The 14,174-nt window shown below is 71.6% G+C and carries 12 protein-coding genes and 1 tRNA gene; 10 read left to right on the forward strand and 3 right to left on the reverse strand.

Annotation, left to right across the window (positions count from 1 at the left end; all coding sequences use genetic code 11):
- Window positions 1-11 precede the first annotated feature (11 nt).
- The 4 genes from ACO2Q3_RS09740 (at window position 12) to ACO2Q3_RS09755 (ending at window position 3,176) form a co-directional block, all read left to right on the forward strand.
- Window positions 12-1,121 (forward strand): ABC transporter ATP-binding protein, encoded by a 1,110-nt coding sequence (locus ACO2Q3_RS09740; RefSeq protein WP_423306367.1) that lies wholly within the window; start codon window positions 12-14, stop codon window positions 1,119-1,121.
- A 216-nt stretch (window positions 1,122-1,337) separates the two neighbouring features.
- On the forward strand, window positions 1,338-2,234 hold the full coding sequence (locus ACO2Q3_RS09745; protein ID WP_423306368.1) for an ABC transporter permease: 897 nt from the start codon (window positions 1,338-1,340) through the stop codon (window positions 2,232-2,234).
- Window positions 2,235-2,247: 13 nt separating this feature from the next.
- A complete protein-coding gene (locus ACO2Q3_RS09750) occupies window positions 2,248-3,039 on the forward strand; it encodes an ABC transporter permease (protein WP_423306369.1) in 792 nt (263 codons plus the stop codon).
- A gap of 61 nt (window positions 3,040-3,100) precedes the next feature.
- A tRNA-Thr gene (locus ACO2Q3_RS09755) sits at window positions 3,101-3,176 on the forward strand.
- 164 nt (window positions 3,177-3,340) lie between these two features.
- On the opposite strand, the gene ACO2Q3_RS09760 is transcribed toward ACO2Q3_RS09755, so the two are convergent.
- The gene (locus ACO2Q3_RS09760; RefSeq protein ID WP_423306370.1) at window positions 3,341-3,772 is read right to left on the reverse strand and encodes a nuclear transport factor 2 family protein; all 432 of its coding nucleotides are present in this window, start codon (window positions 3,770-3,772) and stop codon (window positions 3,341-3,343) included.
- A gap of 5 nt (window positions 3,773-3,777) precedes the next feature.
- Window positions 3,778-4,488, reverse strand: coding sequence for an SDR family oxidoreductase (locus ACO2Q3_RS09765; RefSeq protein ID WP_423306371.1), 711 nt, complete (start codon window positions 4,486-4,488; stop codon window positions 3,778-3,780).
- Between the two features lie 119 nt (window positions 4,489-4,607).
- On the opposite strand from ACO2Q3_RS09765, the gene ACO2Q3_RS09770 reads away from it, so the two are divergent.
- On the forward strand, window positions 4,608-5,576 hold the full coding sequence (locus tag ACO2Q3_RS09770; protein ID WP_423306372.1) for a LysR family transcriptional regulator: 969 nt from the start codon (window positions 4,608-4,610) through the stop codon (window positions 5,574-5,576).
- Here the strand turns inward: ACO2Q3_RS09770 and ACO2Q3_RS09775 are convergent.
- Window positions 5,560-8,076, reverse strand: coding sequence for a TonB-dependent receptor (locus ACO2Q3_RS09775; RefSeq protein ID WP_423306373.1), 2,517 nt, complete (start codon window positions 8,074-8,076; stop codon window positions 5,560-5,562). The two genes, ACO2Q3_RS09770 and ACO2Q3_RS09775, sit on opposite strands and share 17 nt — an antisense overlap.
- A gap of 113 nt (window positions 8,077-8,189) precedes the next feature.
- Here ACO2Q3_RS09775 and ACO2Q3_RS09780 point away from each other — a divergent pair, with 113 nt between their 5' ends.
- The 5 genes from ACO2Q3_RS09780 (at window position 8,190) to ACO2Q3_RS09800 (ending at window position 14,075) form a co-directional block, all read left to right on the forward strand.
- The gene (locus ACO2Q3_RS09780) at window positions 8,190-9,080 is read left to right on the forward strand and encodes a LysR family transcriptional regulator (RefSeq protein ID WP_423306374.1); all 891 of its coding nucleotides are present in this window, start codon (window positions 8,190-8,192) and stop codon (window positions 9,078-9,080) included.
- 207 nt (window positions 9,081-9,287) lie between these two features.
- Window positions 9,288-10,787 carry a carboxylesterase/lipase family protein gene (locus ACO2Q3_RS09785; RefSeq protein WP_423306375.1) on the forward strand — a complete coding sequence of 500 codons (1,500 nt, stop codon included), beginning with the start codon at window positions 9,288-9,290 and terminating at the stop codon, window positions 10,785-10,787.
- Complete coding sequence (locus ACO2Q3_RS09790; protein WP_423306376.1) at window positions 10,784-11,752, forward strand: chlorophyllase/cutinase-like alpha/beta fold protein; 969 nt, start codon at window positions 10,784-10,786, stop codon at window positions 11,750-11,752. Before ACO2Q3_RS09785 ends, ACO2Q3_RS09790 begins: the two co-directional genes overlap by 4 nt.
- Complete coding sequence (locus ACO2Q3_RS09795) at window positions 11,749-13,056, forward strand: hypothetical protein (protein ID WP_423306378.1); 1,308 nt, start codon at window positions 11,749-11,751, stop codon at window positions 13,054-13,056. The genes ACO2Q3_RS09790 and ACO2Q3_RS09795 overlap by 4 nt, the downstream gene beginning before the upstream one ends.
- Before the next feature lie 167 nt (window positions 13,057-13,223).
- Window positions 13,224-14,075, forward strand: a complete 852-nt coding sequence (locus ACO2Q3_RS09800) for an outer membrane protein (RefSeq protein ID WP_423306379.1) — start codon at window positions 13,224-13,226, stop codon at window positions 14,073-14,075.
- The last annotated feature ends 99 nt before the right edge of the window (window positions 14,076-14,174 follow it).

A 14,174-nucleotide genomic window follows, 5' to 3' on the forward strand; every position in this document is an offset into this window, starting at 1 on the left:
CGGTCGGCGGCATGGCTGACTCCGCTCCGCGTCCGCCCCTCGCCCGCTTCGAGGGGGTCAGCAAGCGCTTCGGCGAGGTGACGGCGGTCAACGACGTCACCCTGGATATCCTCGAGGGCGAGTTCTTCGCCCTGCTGGGCCCGTCCGGCTGCGGCAAGACCACGCTGATGCGGTTGCTGGCCGGGTTCGAGGCCCCCGACGGCGGGCGCGTGTCCCTGGGCGGCCAGGACCTGGCGGGCACGCCGCCGCACCGGCGGCCGGTGAACATGATGTTCCAGTCCTACGCCCTGTTCCCGCACCTCGACGTGGCCGGCAACATCGCCTTCGGCCTGCGGCAGGAGGGCCTGGGCAGGGCCGCGATCGCCGCGCGGGTGGAGGAGATGCTCGCCCTGGTGCAGCTCACCGGGCTTGGCCGGCGGCGCCCCGACCAGCTCTCCGGCGGCCAGCGCCAGCGCGTCGCCCTCGCCCGCGCCCTGGCCAAGCGGCCGAGGATGCTGCTGCTGGACGAGCCCATGGCCGCCCTGGACCGCAAGCTGCGCGAGGAGACGCGCTTCGAGCTGAAGGCGCTACAGGCGCGGCTGGGAACCACCTTCCTGATCGTCACCCACGACCAGGAGGAGGCCATGAGCCTGGCCGACCGCATCGCGGTGATGCGCGAGGGCGCCATCGAGCAGGTGGCCCCGCCGGCGGAGATCTACGAGGCGCCCGCCAGCCGCTACGTCGCCGGCTTCCTGGGCGAGGTGAACCTGTTCGAGGCGGCGGTGACGGGGACCGAGGGCGGTCTGGTTAAGCTGGCCGGCGCGGCGTGTCCGGCAGGGTTCCTGGCGCAGGCCCCGGACGCGCCGCCGCCCGGAACCACCGTCTGGCTGGCCGTGCGCCCCGAGAAGATGGTCCTGGCGCAGGATCCGCCCGCCGCCGCAGCGCCCAACACGCTCGCCGGCGAGGTGCGCGACATCGGCTACACCGGCGACTGGAGCACCTATGTCGTGGCGCTTGAGGGCGATAGCACCCTGCGCGTCGCCCGCGCCAACGCCTCGCGCCACGTGCAGCGCCCGATCGTCCGCGGCGACAAGGTCTGGGCCAGCTTCGCGCCCGACGCCGCCGTGGTGCTGACGCGATGAGCCGCCGCCTGTGGCCTTGCGCCCCCTCCGTCACTCAGCGCTGCGCGCTGAGCGCCACCTCCCCCGCTGCGCCCTTCGGGCTTGCATGGGAGGAGATGAGAATGGCGCCGACCGTATCTCCTCCCCTGCGCAGCGCAGCGAAGCGGGGGAGGTGGCAGACCGCGAAGCGGGCTGACGGAGGGGGCGCAAGGCAGTCGCAGAGAGGGCCACAGCCCCATGGCTGACCCCCGCCCCCGCCGCTGGCTGGCGGCCGTCCCGCCCTACGCCTGGCTGCTGGTGTTCTTCCTGTTTCCGTTCGTGCTGGTGGCCAAGCTGTCGCTGTCGCACACCGTGCTGGCGATCCCGCCCTATGCGCCGACGCTGGACCTGTCGCGCGGGGCCGACGGCGTCGCCGATTTCGTTCGCGGCCTCAGCGGCGAGACCTATGCCCGGCTGGTCCACGACCGCCTGTACCTGGCCGCCTATCTCTCCAGCCTGAAGGTCGCGGCGGTCTCCACCCTGCTGCTGCTGCTGGTCGGCTATCCTATGGCCTACGGCATGGCCCGCACCGGTCCACGGGCCCGCACCTGGCTGCTGATGGCGGTGATCCTGCCGTTCTGGACCAGCTTCCTGATCCGGGTCTATGCCTGGATCGCCATCCTCAAGCCGGAAGGGCTGCTGAACCTGGCGCTCGGCTGGCTGCATCTGGGGCCGGCGGAAATCATGAACACCCCGACCGCGGTCTACATCGGCATCGTCTATTCCTACCTGCCGTTCATGGTGCTGCCGCTCTATGCGGCGCTCGAGAAGCTGGACCCGACCCTGCTGGAGGCCGCCGGCGACCTGGGCGCGCCGCCGTGGCGGGCGTTCTGGCGGGTGACCTGGCCGCTCTCCTGGCCGGGCGTCGTGGCCGGCTCTCTGCTGTGCTTCATCCCGATCGTCGGCGAGTTCGTGATCCCCGACCTGCTCGGCGGGCCGGGCTCGCTGATGATCGGCCGCACGCTGTGGACCGAGTTCTTCGCCGACCGCGACTGGCCCAGCGCCTCGGCGGTGGCGATCGTGCTCCTGGCCACCCTCACCGCGCCGATCCTGATCTACCAGCATCAGCAGGCCCGCGCCCTGGAGCGCCAATGAGAGAGCCCCGCTGATGCGCAAGGGCCCCTCCTGGTTCAACCTGGCCTCCATCGGCCTGGGCCTGGCCTTCCTCTATCTGCCGATCGTGCTGCTGGTCGCCTGGTCGTTCAACGCCGGCCGGCTGGTCACCGTCTGGTCCGGCTTCTCGACGCATTGGTATGCGGCGCTGCTGGACGACGACGCCCTGCGCGACGCCGCCTGGGTGACGCTGCGGGTGGGCGTGCTCAGCGCCAGCCTGGCCACCGTCCTGGGGACCCTCGCCGCCGTCGGCCTGGTGCGCGGCGGGCGCTTCCGCTCACGGCTGCTGTTCGCAGGCCTGATCTATGCGCCGCTGGTGATGCCCGAGGTGATCATGGGCCTGTCGCTGCTGCTGCTGTTCGTGGCCCTGGGCCTGCCCCGCGGCTTCTGGACCCTGACCGCGGCGCACACCACCCTGACCCTGTGCTACGTCGCCGTGGTGGTGCAGGCGCGGCTGGTCGACTTCGACCGCAGCCTGGAAGAGGCCGCGCAGGACCTGGGCTGCCCGCCCTGGCGCACCTTCCTGTCCGTCACCCTGCCGAACATCGCCCCGGCCGTCGCCGCCGGCTGGATGCTGGCCTTCACCCTGTCGCTGGACGACCTGGTGATCGCCTCCTTCACCTCCGGCCCCGGCGCGACCACCCTGCCGATGCGCATCTACAGCCAGGTCCGCCTGGGGGTCTCGCCGGAGATCAACGCCGTCTGCACCCTGCTGATCGGCGCCGTGGCGCTGGGCGTGGCCGCCTGGGGACTGGCAGGCCGGGCGCGGACGCGGCTGCCGCTATGACGCCCCTGCCGGCCGGTGAGTTGCCACCAACCCCTCCCCTACGGCATAAGCGCCCCTCGGCGCCGGTTTAGCTCAGCTGGTAGAGCAGCGGTTTTGTAAACCGAAGGTCGCGGGTTCGAGTCCTGCAACCGGCACCACGCCCCGTCGGGGCCAGCCCTGGCCGGGTCGCCAGGCCCTGGAGCCCTCAGGGTCAGACGGGATCATCTGACCCGTTGAAAAAGGCTCTGTCTTCATAAGTTTAGACCATGTTCTTAGACCATGTTCGGGCGACAAGGCCGCGTACGCTTTTGCCTGACAGGTTCTAGCCGGGTCTGAACGACACCACGGTCTCGCGCGAGCGGATGCGCCAGCCGTCGGGCGTGCGCACGAACACGTCACGGTATTCACCGATCAGCGCGGGAACCAGGGCGGTGGCGTAGGGCCTGCCGGGAGGTCCGTCCTCCCGATACAGGGTCAGATAGACCACCCCGGCGGCGCGCTCGGCGTCCTGGACCTCGACCAGCAGGTTCTCGCAGACGTGCCGGGAGATGCGGCCCCGGTTGTCCTGCCGCCGGCGGAAGCCGCGGGCGATCGCCTCGCGCCCGTCCATCATCTGCTCGGGCGAACTCCAGGTCCCATCCTCGGTGAAGAGGTCGGCGACCCGCTCGGCCTCCCCGTGGTCGACGAGGTGGCAGTACCGCGCCACCAGGCGCGCACAGGCGCGCTCGATCAGCAGGCGCTCGACATCGTCCATGGAACTCAGGCCTCCCGCGTCGCGCCGCCCGCGAACAGGGCATAGGGCTTGCTGTTCCAGAACACTTCGCCGTTCGGGCCCCCGCTGGGAAGGCTCGCCATCCACCGCGCATGGGGATAGACGGCCGCCGGCTCCTGCAGGCCAGGGCCCTGGTTCATGCCGCTGCGGGTAGGCCCGGGGATCATGGCGTTGACCAGGATATCCGCCCCTTGCGTCTCGGCGGCGGCTACGCGGGTCAGGGCGAACAGCCCCGCCTTGGCCGAGGCGTACCCGGCCCAGCCCGGGGCGCGCGCCTCGGCGCCGCGCGAGATCATGTTGACGACGCGGCCGTAGCCCTGGGCGCGCATCACCGGCAGGGCGGCGCGGATGGCGTAGAACGGACCGAACAGCGAGACTTGCGCCATGCGCTCGAAGAGACCGTCCGGGATCTCGTCGATGCGGTGGCGATGGCCAAGGCCGGCGTTGTTGAACAGGACGTCGACGCGCCCCGTCTCAGCCTGCGCGGCCGCGATCAGCGCCCGGACCTCGGCCTCGACGGTGACGTCGCAGCGGCGGGTGACCACGCCGCGCGCCGCCAGCCGCTCCAGACCGGACAGGTCCACGTCGGCCCCGACCACGCGGGCGCCATCGGCGAGGAAGCCGAGCGCCAGGGCCTCGCCTATGCCGCCCCCGGCCCCGGTGATGATGACGGTCCTGCCGGCGATGTCGGTGGTCACGAGGCGACTCCTTGCATGGGGATGACGTGCGCCCGCGCCGGGCGCAGGACGGGCTTGGCGCAAGCCCCGGCGGCGCCTAGCCTGGGCGCGCGACCGCAGCGGGGGCGAAGAAACAGGCTATGGATGTCAGGCAGCTGCGTCAGGTCACCGAGATCTGCGACGCCGGCAGCTTCAGCCGGGCGGCGGAGGTGCTCGGCCTCTCGCAGCCGGCCCTCAGCCGCAGCATCGCCCGACTGGAGCGCGACCTGGGCCTGCGGCTGTTCGACCGCAGCGGCCGCGGCGCCCAGCCCACCGACTACGCGCGCCACATCGCCGACCAGGCGCGCCGGGCGCTGAGCGACGTCTCGACGGTGGTGCAGGAAGTGCGCGATCTCGCCGAGGGGCGCTCGGGCGCGATCTCCATCGGCGTCGGCGCCGCCGCCCGCGCGATCCTGGCCGCGCCTCTGGCGGTGCGCCTGACCGCGGCCTACCCGCGGCTGAGCATCCAGCTGGTCAACGGGCGCGCGCGCGAGCTCATCACCGACGTCGCCGAGCGGCGGCTGGACATGGTGATCACCACCTCCGAGCTGGTCCCCGATTCGCGCGACCTGGTGCGCGCCAGCCTGTTCCGCGATGAGGTCTGCTTCTTCGCCCGTCCGGGCCATCCTCTGCTCGCACGCCGCGGGGCGCCGGACCTGCGCGCGCTGCTGGACTATCCGTTGGCCTCGCCCGGCGTTTCTCCGGTGCTGATCGCCAAGGCGCAGGGCTATGACGCCCGGCGACGGGAGAACCTGACCGCCTATCTGACGCACGACTACGGACTGATCCTGGACATCGTGCGCCGCTCGGACGCCATCGGCCAGGCGCCGCTGTCGGTCTACCCGCGGGCCTTCGCCGCGGGCGAGGTCGTGCGCCTGCCGTCGGACCACACGGACCGCTATCACTGCGTCAGCCTCGTGCACCGGGCGGCAATGGCCTCGCCGGTGATCCGCCGGACCCTGGAACTGGCCAAGGCGGCGGCGCTCGACCTGCCGGACCTTTCGTCCCTGAGAGTCTCGGTGACCCCGCCCGGGCCGGCGCGCCATCGCCCGGTCACTGCCGCGCCGTGACGGTGAGGCCCCAGGTGGCCGGCTGCGACCAGAACTGGGCGCTGCCCACCGTCGAGGTCAGATAGCGATCGTCGGTGATGTTCTTGCCGTACGCCGAGATCTCCCACCCCCGGGTCGAGGCCAGCGTCAGATGCAGGTCCAGCAGGTTGCGGGTCGGGAACGGCACGGGCGTCAGCACGCCGCTGGCCGCCGAGTATTGCTGCACCCCGCCACGGGCGAAGCCGTAGGTCCCCTCCAGCTTCAGTGACAGCTGCCCGTTCAGCGGCAGGGTATAGGCGGCGTCGATCGAACCCTGGATGTCATTGGTGTAGGGCGTCCGCAGGCCGGCGAGCGACAGGGGGCCGTAGGGCGCCTTCTCGGTGATCGTCGCCCCGCCTTCAAAGGCGCCGGTGTTGGACGACAGGCTGACCGACAGCTTCAGCACGCCAGGCCCGACGCCGCGGAACTCGCGGTGCGCGTTCGCCTCGATCCCGTAGACATGGTCGTCGCCGACGTTCTGCAGCACGTAGCCGCCCGCCGCCGTGGTCGAGTACTGGACCAGCTGCACGTGGCGCGTGGCCTGGTAGTAGATGTCCGCCTCGGCATGGAACAGGCCGAAGACGTCGCCTTTCCAACCGGTCTCGACCGAGCGGGCGTACTCCGGCTGGTACAGCGGCTGCACGGCCGTGAGCGGGTTGTTGTAGCCCCCTGGGCGATAACCGGTGGCGAAGCGGACGTATAAGATCTGGCGCGAACTGGGCCGCCAGTTGAGGCTCGCCCCTGGCAGCACTTCGGTCCAGCGGTGGCTCAGGGGGCCGCTCTGGTACGGACCGCCCGTGGCGCCCGTGCACTGTCCAGCCGCAACGATGGCTGGCGAACAGTATTCCCCCGCCAGGGGCGCGAGGAAGCCGGCCGGGGCGGCGCCGGCGCCGAACCAGGCCAGCGGATCCTGGGAGTACTGCTGGAAGCTGAAGTTCGCGCGGTCCGTGGTCACCCGCCCCTCGAAGCCAAGCGCCACCTGGGGGGTGAGGTCGTAGGTCAGGGTGCCGAAAGCGGCGTAGGAGGTCAGCTTGCTGAGGTAGCGCAGGTCGCTCATCTGCCCGCGGATGGCGTTCAGCACCGCCACGTCGGCGGTGTACTGCGACGAGACTGGATAGGCCGCGGACGACGGCGCCAGCCCCGCCACGCAGCCGCCGGCGCCATTGCCTTGATAGGTCGCCATCGCCGCCGCGGTCTTGGGCGCAGGATCGTAGGCCGCGCAGTTGGCCATCCCCTGGTGCACGGCGTCGGAGAAGTGCAGCGCCTCGCCGCCAACGAGCCACTTCCAGCGCCCCGTCTGATGCGCGGCAAAGGTCACCTGGCCGTCGTAGAGGTGGTAGTCCTCATACTGGAACTGCGACAGGTCGGTGGGCGCGGTCACGCTGCCGGCGGCGCGCGAGGCGAAGCCGGACAGGCCCAGATAGTGGTCGTAGTCCTCGTTGTAGCGTCCGGCGTTGCGGTCGCGGTTGTAGAGCTTCACCGACAGGTCGCCGGCGTCGGTCGCCTGGTCGAAGCCGACGTAGGCGCTGAAGTCCGGCGCCTTGGAACGGCCCTCGCGGTTCATGTTGCTGCGGGTGTAGGGGCCCGGGTCGAGGGTGGCGCCCTTGGTGAAGGCCGAGGTGGTGGCCGCATAGACCGGCACATAGCCCAGCGTGCCGAACGAGCCCTGGCGGATGTCGTAGTACTCCAGCTGGACGTACAGCTTGCCGCCGTGGGTGGGCCTGGCCAGGAAGCCTGTGCGCACACCCCAGGAATGATAGGCGTCGATGGCGTCCCCGGTGGTCAGGTTGCTCATGAACCCGCCGTTCTGCGCCGTATAGAACCCGCCCACGCGCACATCGAGTTCGCCAAGTCCGGTGGTGATCGGCGCGTTGACGACGCCCTGGCCGCCGTAGGTGTTCTTGTCGCCGTACTTGAACTGCTCGAGGGCGGAAAAGCTGCCCGTCGGCTGGTGTTCGATGACGTTGATCGCGCCGCCCACCGAATTGCGGCCGTAGAGCGCGCCCTGCGGGCCATGGAGCACTTCCAGCCGGTCGACGTCGAACAGGTTCATTTCCGACAGCTGACGGCCGTTGAACCCGCCGCCGGCGATGTAGGCTCCGTTTTCGTAGAGTCCGGTCGAGGTCTCGGAGAAGCCGTTGCGTCCGGCCCCCTGGCCCCGCATGGAAACGTCCTGCAGGAAGGTCGGACCGCTGGAGACGAGGTCGACGCCGGGCAGCTGTTGCAGCAGGTCGCGGGTGCTCGAGACGCCCAGCGACACCAGCTGATCACCCCCCACCACGCTTACCGCGGCAGGAATGTCCTGCAGTCTCTCCGACCGCTTTTCGGCGGTCACGACCACAGTGTCGAGCGTAGCCCCGTCGCTGGCGGGGAGTTCGGCGGCGACGGCCGGCGCGGCGGCGGCCAGGACGGCGACGGAGGCGCCTGCCTGCAACGCCAGGACGAATGCGCGCGCGGCGACGCGCGGACGGCGGATGTTCATGGTCCCCTCCCCTTTGGTGCGGCCGCTTCTCGGGTGCGGTCGTCGGCCGGAGACTAGGGCGGGACCTGATGTTTGAAATTGAATTGTCTTTGCGATCCCCATAACCCGAAGGCATGGACTACCGACGGCTGCACCTGGTGACCGAGATCGTCCGGCAGGGTAGCTTCGGCCGCGCGGCCCAGGCGCTGGGCGTGTCGCAGCCGGCGCTCAGCAAGGCGGTCGCGCGGCTGGAGGATCAGCTGGGCGTGGCGCTGTTCTCGCGCGGGGGCGGCGCCACCTTGCCGACGGCCTTCGCCTTGCACATCGTCCAATACGCCCGCGAGCGCCTCGGCGACGCCGACCGCATCACCGCCGAGGTGCGCCAGATGGCCATCGGCGAGACCGGCCGCGTGAGGATCGCCGACGAGCCCGTGGCCCGGACGGGCTTCATGCCGCAGCTGGTGCGCGCCATTGTCGAACGCTTCCCCGCCCTGAAGGTGGAAATCGTCGATCGCGCCGCCTCCGACATGGGCGACCGCCTGGCGGCGCGGGAAATCGACCTCGGCGTCGCCAGCCGCCGGCTCGACGCAACGCAACCAGGGCTGAAGGCCTTTCCGCTGCTTGAAAGCCCGCTGGTGGCGGTGGCCCGCCCCGGCCATCCGCTGCTGAGTGCGCAAGATTCGTCGCCCGCCCCCGCCGTGGTGCTTCCGAGCCGATCGCCGGAGCTCGGCCGGCTCGTGGGCCGGCCCGCGAACGACGGCGCCGGTGACATCATCGGCCCCGACTTCGATCTGGTGAAGACGATCGTCGCCCAGACCGACGTGATCAGCCACGGGCCGGCCTTCCTGTTCGCCGCCGAGTTGGCCGACGGCCGCCTGGCGCGGGTTCCCGCCCGCCTGGAGGGCGGGCCCTACGCACTCAGCCTGTTCGTCACCGAGGGCGCCCTGCACTCTGCGGTGATCCGCGAGATCGCCGTCATCGCCCAAGCCTGCGGGGCCCAGATCACCCGCAGCGGGGGTGCATAGTTGTCGGCGCCGCCATAACCCGAGGGCATGGCGAAGGATAAGCCGTTGAAATCCGTATGAAGCCTCGCGGGCGGCGGGAGGTCGCGCCGCCCGGCGGCGGGCTCGTCGACCGGCAGGTCCACCGCTAGGCTCGGCAGGCGACAGACCGGGCTGCATCCGACGGGGCACAGGCAAGCGATGACGTGGGGAAGAGGGACGCTTTCAGGCATGGCGGCCGCCTTGGCGGCGGCGACGCTCGGGGTCTGGACGGCGAGCGCGGCGGCTGCGTCCGTCGAGGTGGCGGTGGACGGCGGCCGGGTGGACGGCGTGCGCGATGCCGGTCTGGAGATCTTCAAGGGCGTGCCCTATGCCGCCCCGCCCATCGGCGAGCGCCGCTGGGCCCCGCCAGCCCCGGTGCAGGCCTGGACCGGCGTGCGTCCGGCCGCCGACTTCGGCCCCGTCTGTCCGCAACCCAGGCGACCCGACGGCGCGGCGGCGGCGGGCGCCGACCAGCCGCAGAGCGAGGACTGCCTGACCCTGAACATCTGGAGCTTCGCCGGCGCGCGCAAGGCGCCGGTGATGGTCTGGATCCACGGGGGCGCCTTCCGTTTCGGCTCCGGCTCGGCGCGGATCTACGATGGCGCACCCTTTGCCCGTGACGGCGTGATCCTGGTCAGCCTCAACTACCGGCTGGGCGCGCTCGGCTGGTTCGCCCATCCGGCCCTCACCCGGGCGGCGTCACCGGACGAGCCGCTCGTCAACTACGGCCTGATGGACCAGATCGCCGCGCTGCGCTGGGTGCAGCACAATATCGCGGCCTTCGGCGGCGATCCGGCCAACGTGACCGTGTTCGGGGAGTCTGCCGGCGGCGAGAGCGTGCTGGCCCTGCTGTCGGCGCCTTCCGCGAAGGGGCTGTTCGCCAAGGCGATCGTCGAATCCGGCGGCGGCTGGGGCGCCGACAAGACTCTGGCCCAGGCGGAGGCGCAGGGAAGCAGCCTGGCGACGGCGGCCGGCCTGGGGCCTGATGCGACGCCCCAGCAGCTGCGCGCACTGCCGGTAGACAAGCTGTTCGCCCTGCCCATGACCCTCGGCGCAGTCGGGCCGGTGACCGACGGGCGCCTGTTGCCACAGTCGGTGACCCGGACGTTCGCGGCCAGCCGGCAGATCGCGGCGCCGCTGATCATCGGCTCGAACAGCTACGAAGCCTCGCTGATGCGGAGCTTCCGCATTCCGCCGCAGACCATGCTGGCGAGGGTCCCGGCGACCATGCGCGCCCTCTATCCCGGCGACGACGACAAGGCCGCCTCGGACCTGTTCACCGACGCCATCATGGGCGCGCCCTCGCGTTGGGTCGCCGCCCGTCAGAGCGCCGTCGCGCCCACCTGGCTCTATCGCTTCGACTACGTGCCGACCCTGCGCCGCGGGTCCGCGCCGGGGACCCAGCACGGGGGCGAGATCCCGTTCGTGTTCGCCACATGGTCGGCGCTCGCCGGCCCGGCCGCCTCCGCCGACGACCAGGCCATGGAGCGCCTGGCGCACGGCTGCTGGATCGCCTTCGCCAAGACAGGGACACCCGCCTGCGGCGATCCGAAGTGGCCGGCCTACACGCCCGCCCAGGACCGGCTGATGGCCTTCGGCGTCTCGAGCGGTCCGGCCCAGGAGCCTCGGGAGGCGCAATACGACGCCCTGCAGCAGACCCTGCTGCCGCTGATGGAGGCGGCGCGATGAGCCCCCTCGCCTCCCTCTTCGCCGCGCTGGCAATGCTGGCCGCGCCGGCGGCGTGGGCCGCCGACGCCTGCGACGCCCCGCCGATCACCACCGGATACGGCGCCGACGGGACCTTCGCCTTCGATGTCCGCGCCGTCGCCAACCCCGCCGATCCGGCCCAGCCGGTGCAGGTCTTCCTGCCGCGCGGCGCGCGGGGGCCACGGCCGGTCATCTTCTTCGCCCATGGCTTCGGCCCGGGCGAATGGCGAAACTACGAAGACCTGGTGCGGCATCTGGCAAGCCGCGGATATGTCGTGGTGTTTTCCTCCTACGAGATGTTCGGCGTCAGCATGCAGCAGCGCTACGAGGCGCTGCGCCAGGGCGACCGGGCGGCAGCGGCGGCGTTCGGGACGGCGATGGACCTCAGCCGCGTGGGCTTCGTCGGCCACTCGTTCGGCGGCGGGGCGGTCCCCGCCCTGGCCTACGACGGCGTGGCGCGGCAGGGTTGGGGCGCGAACGGCGCCTTCATGTTCGAGCTGGCGCCCTGGTACGCGATGCAGGCCGACGACCGGCAGATTCGCGCCCTGCCGCCCTACGTCATCGAGGTGGCGGAAGTCTTCGACCAGGACACGGTCAACGACCATCGCATGGCCATCGACCTCTTCCGGACCAGCGCCGCGTCGCGAAAGGCCTATTTCCTGGTGCGCTCGTCCGGCGCCGGCTGCGGCGTGGTCGCCGACCATTCCACCCCCGGGCGCAACGCCTCGCACATCCAGCGCCAGTATGCCGTGTTCCGGCCGCTGGACGCCCTGGCGGGGGCGGCGTTCGACGCCAGCCCACAGGCGCTGGCCGCGCTGCAGCACATGGGCGACGCCAACGGCGGCTATCAGCCTCTGGACCTGCAGGCCTCGCCGGCGCCCGAGCGGCCCGAGAGCGCCTACCGCTTCGGCTGGAGCGGGCCGCAGAACCCCAGGCGCACCCCGTGACCCCGCCCCTGCCGGTCTCCCGCCGCGCCTTGCTCGCCCTGGCGGCGGCGGGCGGCGGGGCGGCCACGCCCATCGCCGCGTCGCCGCCGCCCGCCGACACCTGCGTCGCCGACCTGCAGCGCTACGTCGGCTTCGGGGGCAAGGCCTCGGGCGGTCCGGGCGACGAGGCCTGTGGCGCCTGGCTGGAAGCCGAGGCCGTCCGCGCCGGCTATGCGGTGCGTCGCCACCCGATCGAGGTTCCCTGGTTCGAGCCCTCCACCGCCATGCTGGCGGCCGGCGCAGCGAGTGCGGAGGTGATCCCCCAGGGGGTGGTCACGCCCACCGGTCCTGGCGGGGTCGAGGGCCCCCTGGTCATCCGCCAGGCCTGGACGGCGCCGGCGGCGCCCTGCCTTGGCGCCATCGCCCTGCTGGTGCTGCCGCACAGCCGCTGGTCCACCGCCACCGCGCCCGGCCTGCGCCGGGCCGTGGACGAGGCCTTCGCCGGCGGTGCGGCGGCCGTGGTGCTGGTCACCACCGGGCCCACCGGTGAGGCCATCGCCCTCAATGCGCCGCCGGACAGACCCCTGTTCAGGGGTCCCGTCGCCAGCCTCGCGCCGCGCCAGGCGGCGCCGCTGCTGGCGGCCGCCGAACGCGGCGCGCACGGCCACCTGGTGATCGACGGCCGCGGCGGGCGACGGCGGGCCTGGAACCTGCTCGCCCGACTGGATCGCGGCGCGGGCCGCACCCTGGCCGTCTCGACGCCTCGCTCCGGCTGGTTCGCCTGCGGCGGCGAGCGGGGGCCCGGCGTGGCTGTCTGGCTCGCCCTGCTCCGCTGGGCCCCGGCCGCGCTGACCGGCCATGATCTCGTGTTCCTGGCCACATCCGGTCACGAATACGAAAACATGGGCGGCGAGGCGTTCCTGACCTCGCCCCTGGCGCCCCGCCCTGCCGCCACCGACCTGTGGGTCCACCTGGGGGCCAACGTCGCGGGCCGGGACTGGAACGAGCTGGGCCCGCTGACGCCCTTGTCGAGCCCCGATCCGCAGCGGATCCTGATGGTGTCGCCGCCTCTGGCCGCCCGCGCGCGAGGGGCCTTCACCGGCCAGCCCGGCTTGCAGGACGTACGCGAGACCGCGCCGGGGGCTTCCGCCGGCGAGCTGACCGGCATCCTGGCGGCCGGCTATGGCGCTGTGGCGGGCGTGTTCGGCGCCCACCGCTTCCACCACACCCGCGCCGACGATCTTCGCCGCGCCGACCCTCAATCCACGATGGCCGCCGCGATGGGGTTCAAGAGCCTGATCCTGGCGAGTCTCACCGCCAGCTGACATCGTAAAGATCAATCACGACCATAGCGATCGCTGTTGCCGATTTGCCGCAGCCTGGCACCCCAATGGTGAAGATGAGGAACGGCTCAGCCCCCTCGCGTCTTCATGGCTCGTCAAAGGGCTGCGCGTCGTAAGCGCCGCTTACACAAGGCGTACTGGAGTTTCTCATGTTGAAGAGCGTATCAATACTGGCCGCGGTTGGCGGCTTCTGTCTGGCCGCCGGCGCGGCGTCGGCGCAACCGGCCGATGGCGCGCCGGACTGGAGCGGCCTCTACGGCGGTCTGAACGGCGGCTGGAGCGGCGCGCGCAGCACGGCGGACTCCAACCTCACCGTCAATCAGCTCACCGGGGTGAACGCCGGCGCGGGCGCCGTCACCGTCCCCACCACCAGCTCCACGGCGCGCCAGCACCTGAACCACGACGGGTTCATGGGCGGCGGCCAGCTGGGCTACAACCTGCAGCGCGGCGGCCTGGTGTTCGGCATGGAAGGCGACTTCGACGGCATGAGCGGCCGGGCGCGGGCGTCCGACAGCTACACCCTGCCGGCCACCGGCCTGACCACCGGCTCGTCGGTGGCGGTGCAGCGCTTCGCCGATCCCACCTGGACCGCGACCCTGCGGGGCCGGGTCGGCGTGGGCATGGACCGGGCGCTGATCTACGCCACGGGCGGCGCGGCCTGGGTGAACATCCGCGACCGCGCCTTCTACGGCTATGCCCCCACCGTCACCTCGGCGGTGACCACGGCCAACCCGGGGACGACCTTCGGCCCCTATGCCAACAGCGCGGGCCGTGAAGACACCCACGCCGGCTGGACCCTGGGCGGCGGCGTCGACTTCATGACCACGCCGAACATGACCCTGGGCGTCGAGTACCGGCACACCGAGGTCGGCGACTACACCGACAACTTCTCGACCAGTTCCGCCAACAGCGTCTCGGACATCTCCCGCATGCACTATCACGACGACGCGGTCATGGGCCGGGTGAACATCAAGTTCTCGGCCCTGGGCCACATGTTCTAGACCACCAGGAACCGACAGGGCGGCCGGCGCGCAGCGTGCGCCGGCCGCTGAATCCGTTCTGTCGCAAGCCGCCGCTATGCACGCTTCCGGAAGGTCCCG

It is taken from the genome of Caulobacter sp. KR2-114 (assembly GCF_049446115.1).
Classification (GTDB): Bacteria; Pseudomonadota; Alphaproteobacteria; order Caulobacterales; family Caulobacteraceae; genus Acaudatibacter.

Bases quoted from the DNA above. Each gene is read 5' to 3' on its own strand.
- ACO2Q3_RS09740 (WP_423306367.1), top strand. From the start codon at position 12: ATGGCTGACTCCGCTCCGCGTCCGCCCCTCGCCCGCTTCGAGGGGGTC.
- ACO2Q3_RS09745 (WP_423306368.1), top strand. From the start codon at position 1,338: ATGGCTGACCCCCGCCCCCGCCGCTGGCTGGCGGCCGTCCCGCCCTAC.
- ACO2Q3_RS09750 (WP_423306369.1), top strand. From the start codon at position 2,248: ATGCGCAAGGGCCCCTCCTGGTTCAACCTGGCCTCCATCGGCCTGGGC.
- ACO2Q3_RS09760 (WP_423306370.1), bottom strand. From the start codon at position 3,772: ATGGACGATGTCGAGCGCCTGCTGATCGAGCGCGCCTGTGCGCGCCTG.
- ACO2Q3_RS09770 (WP_423306372.1), top strand. From the start codon at position 4,608: ATGGATGTCAGGCAGCTGCGTCAGGTCACCGAGATCTGCGACGCCGGC.
- ACO2Q3_RS09775 (WP_423306373.1), bottom strand. From the start codon at position 8,076: ATGAACATCCGCCGTCCGCGCGTCGCCGCGCGCGCATTCGTCCTGGCG.
- ACO2Q3_RS09780 (WP_423306374.1), top strand. From the start codon at position 8,190: ATGGACTACCGACGGCTGCACCTGGTGACCGAGATCGTCCGGCAGGGT.
- ACO2Q3_RS09785 (WP_423306375.1), top strand. From the start codon at position 9,288: ATGGCGGCCGCCTTGGCGGCGGCGACGCTCGGGGTCTGGACGGCGAGC.
- ACO2Q3_RS09790 (WP_423306376.1), top strand. From the start codon at position 10,784: ATGAGCCCCCTCGCCTCCCTCTTCGCCGCGCTGGCAATGCTGGCCGCG.
- ACO2Q3_RS09800 (WP_423306379.1), top strand. From the start codon at position 13,224: ATGTTGAAGAGCGTATCAATACTGGCCGCGGTTGGCGGCTTCTGTCTG.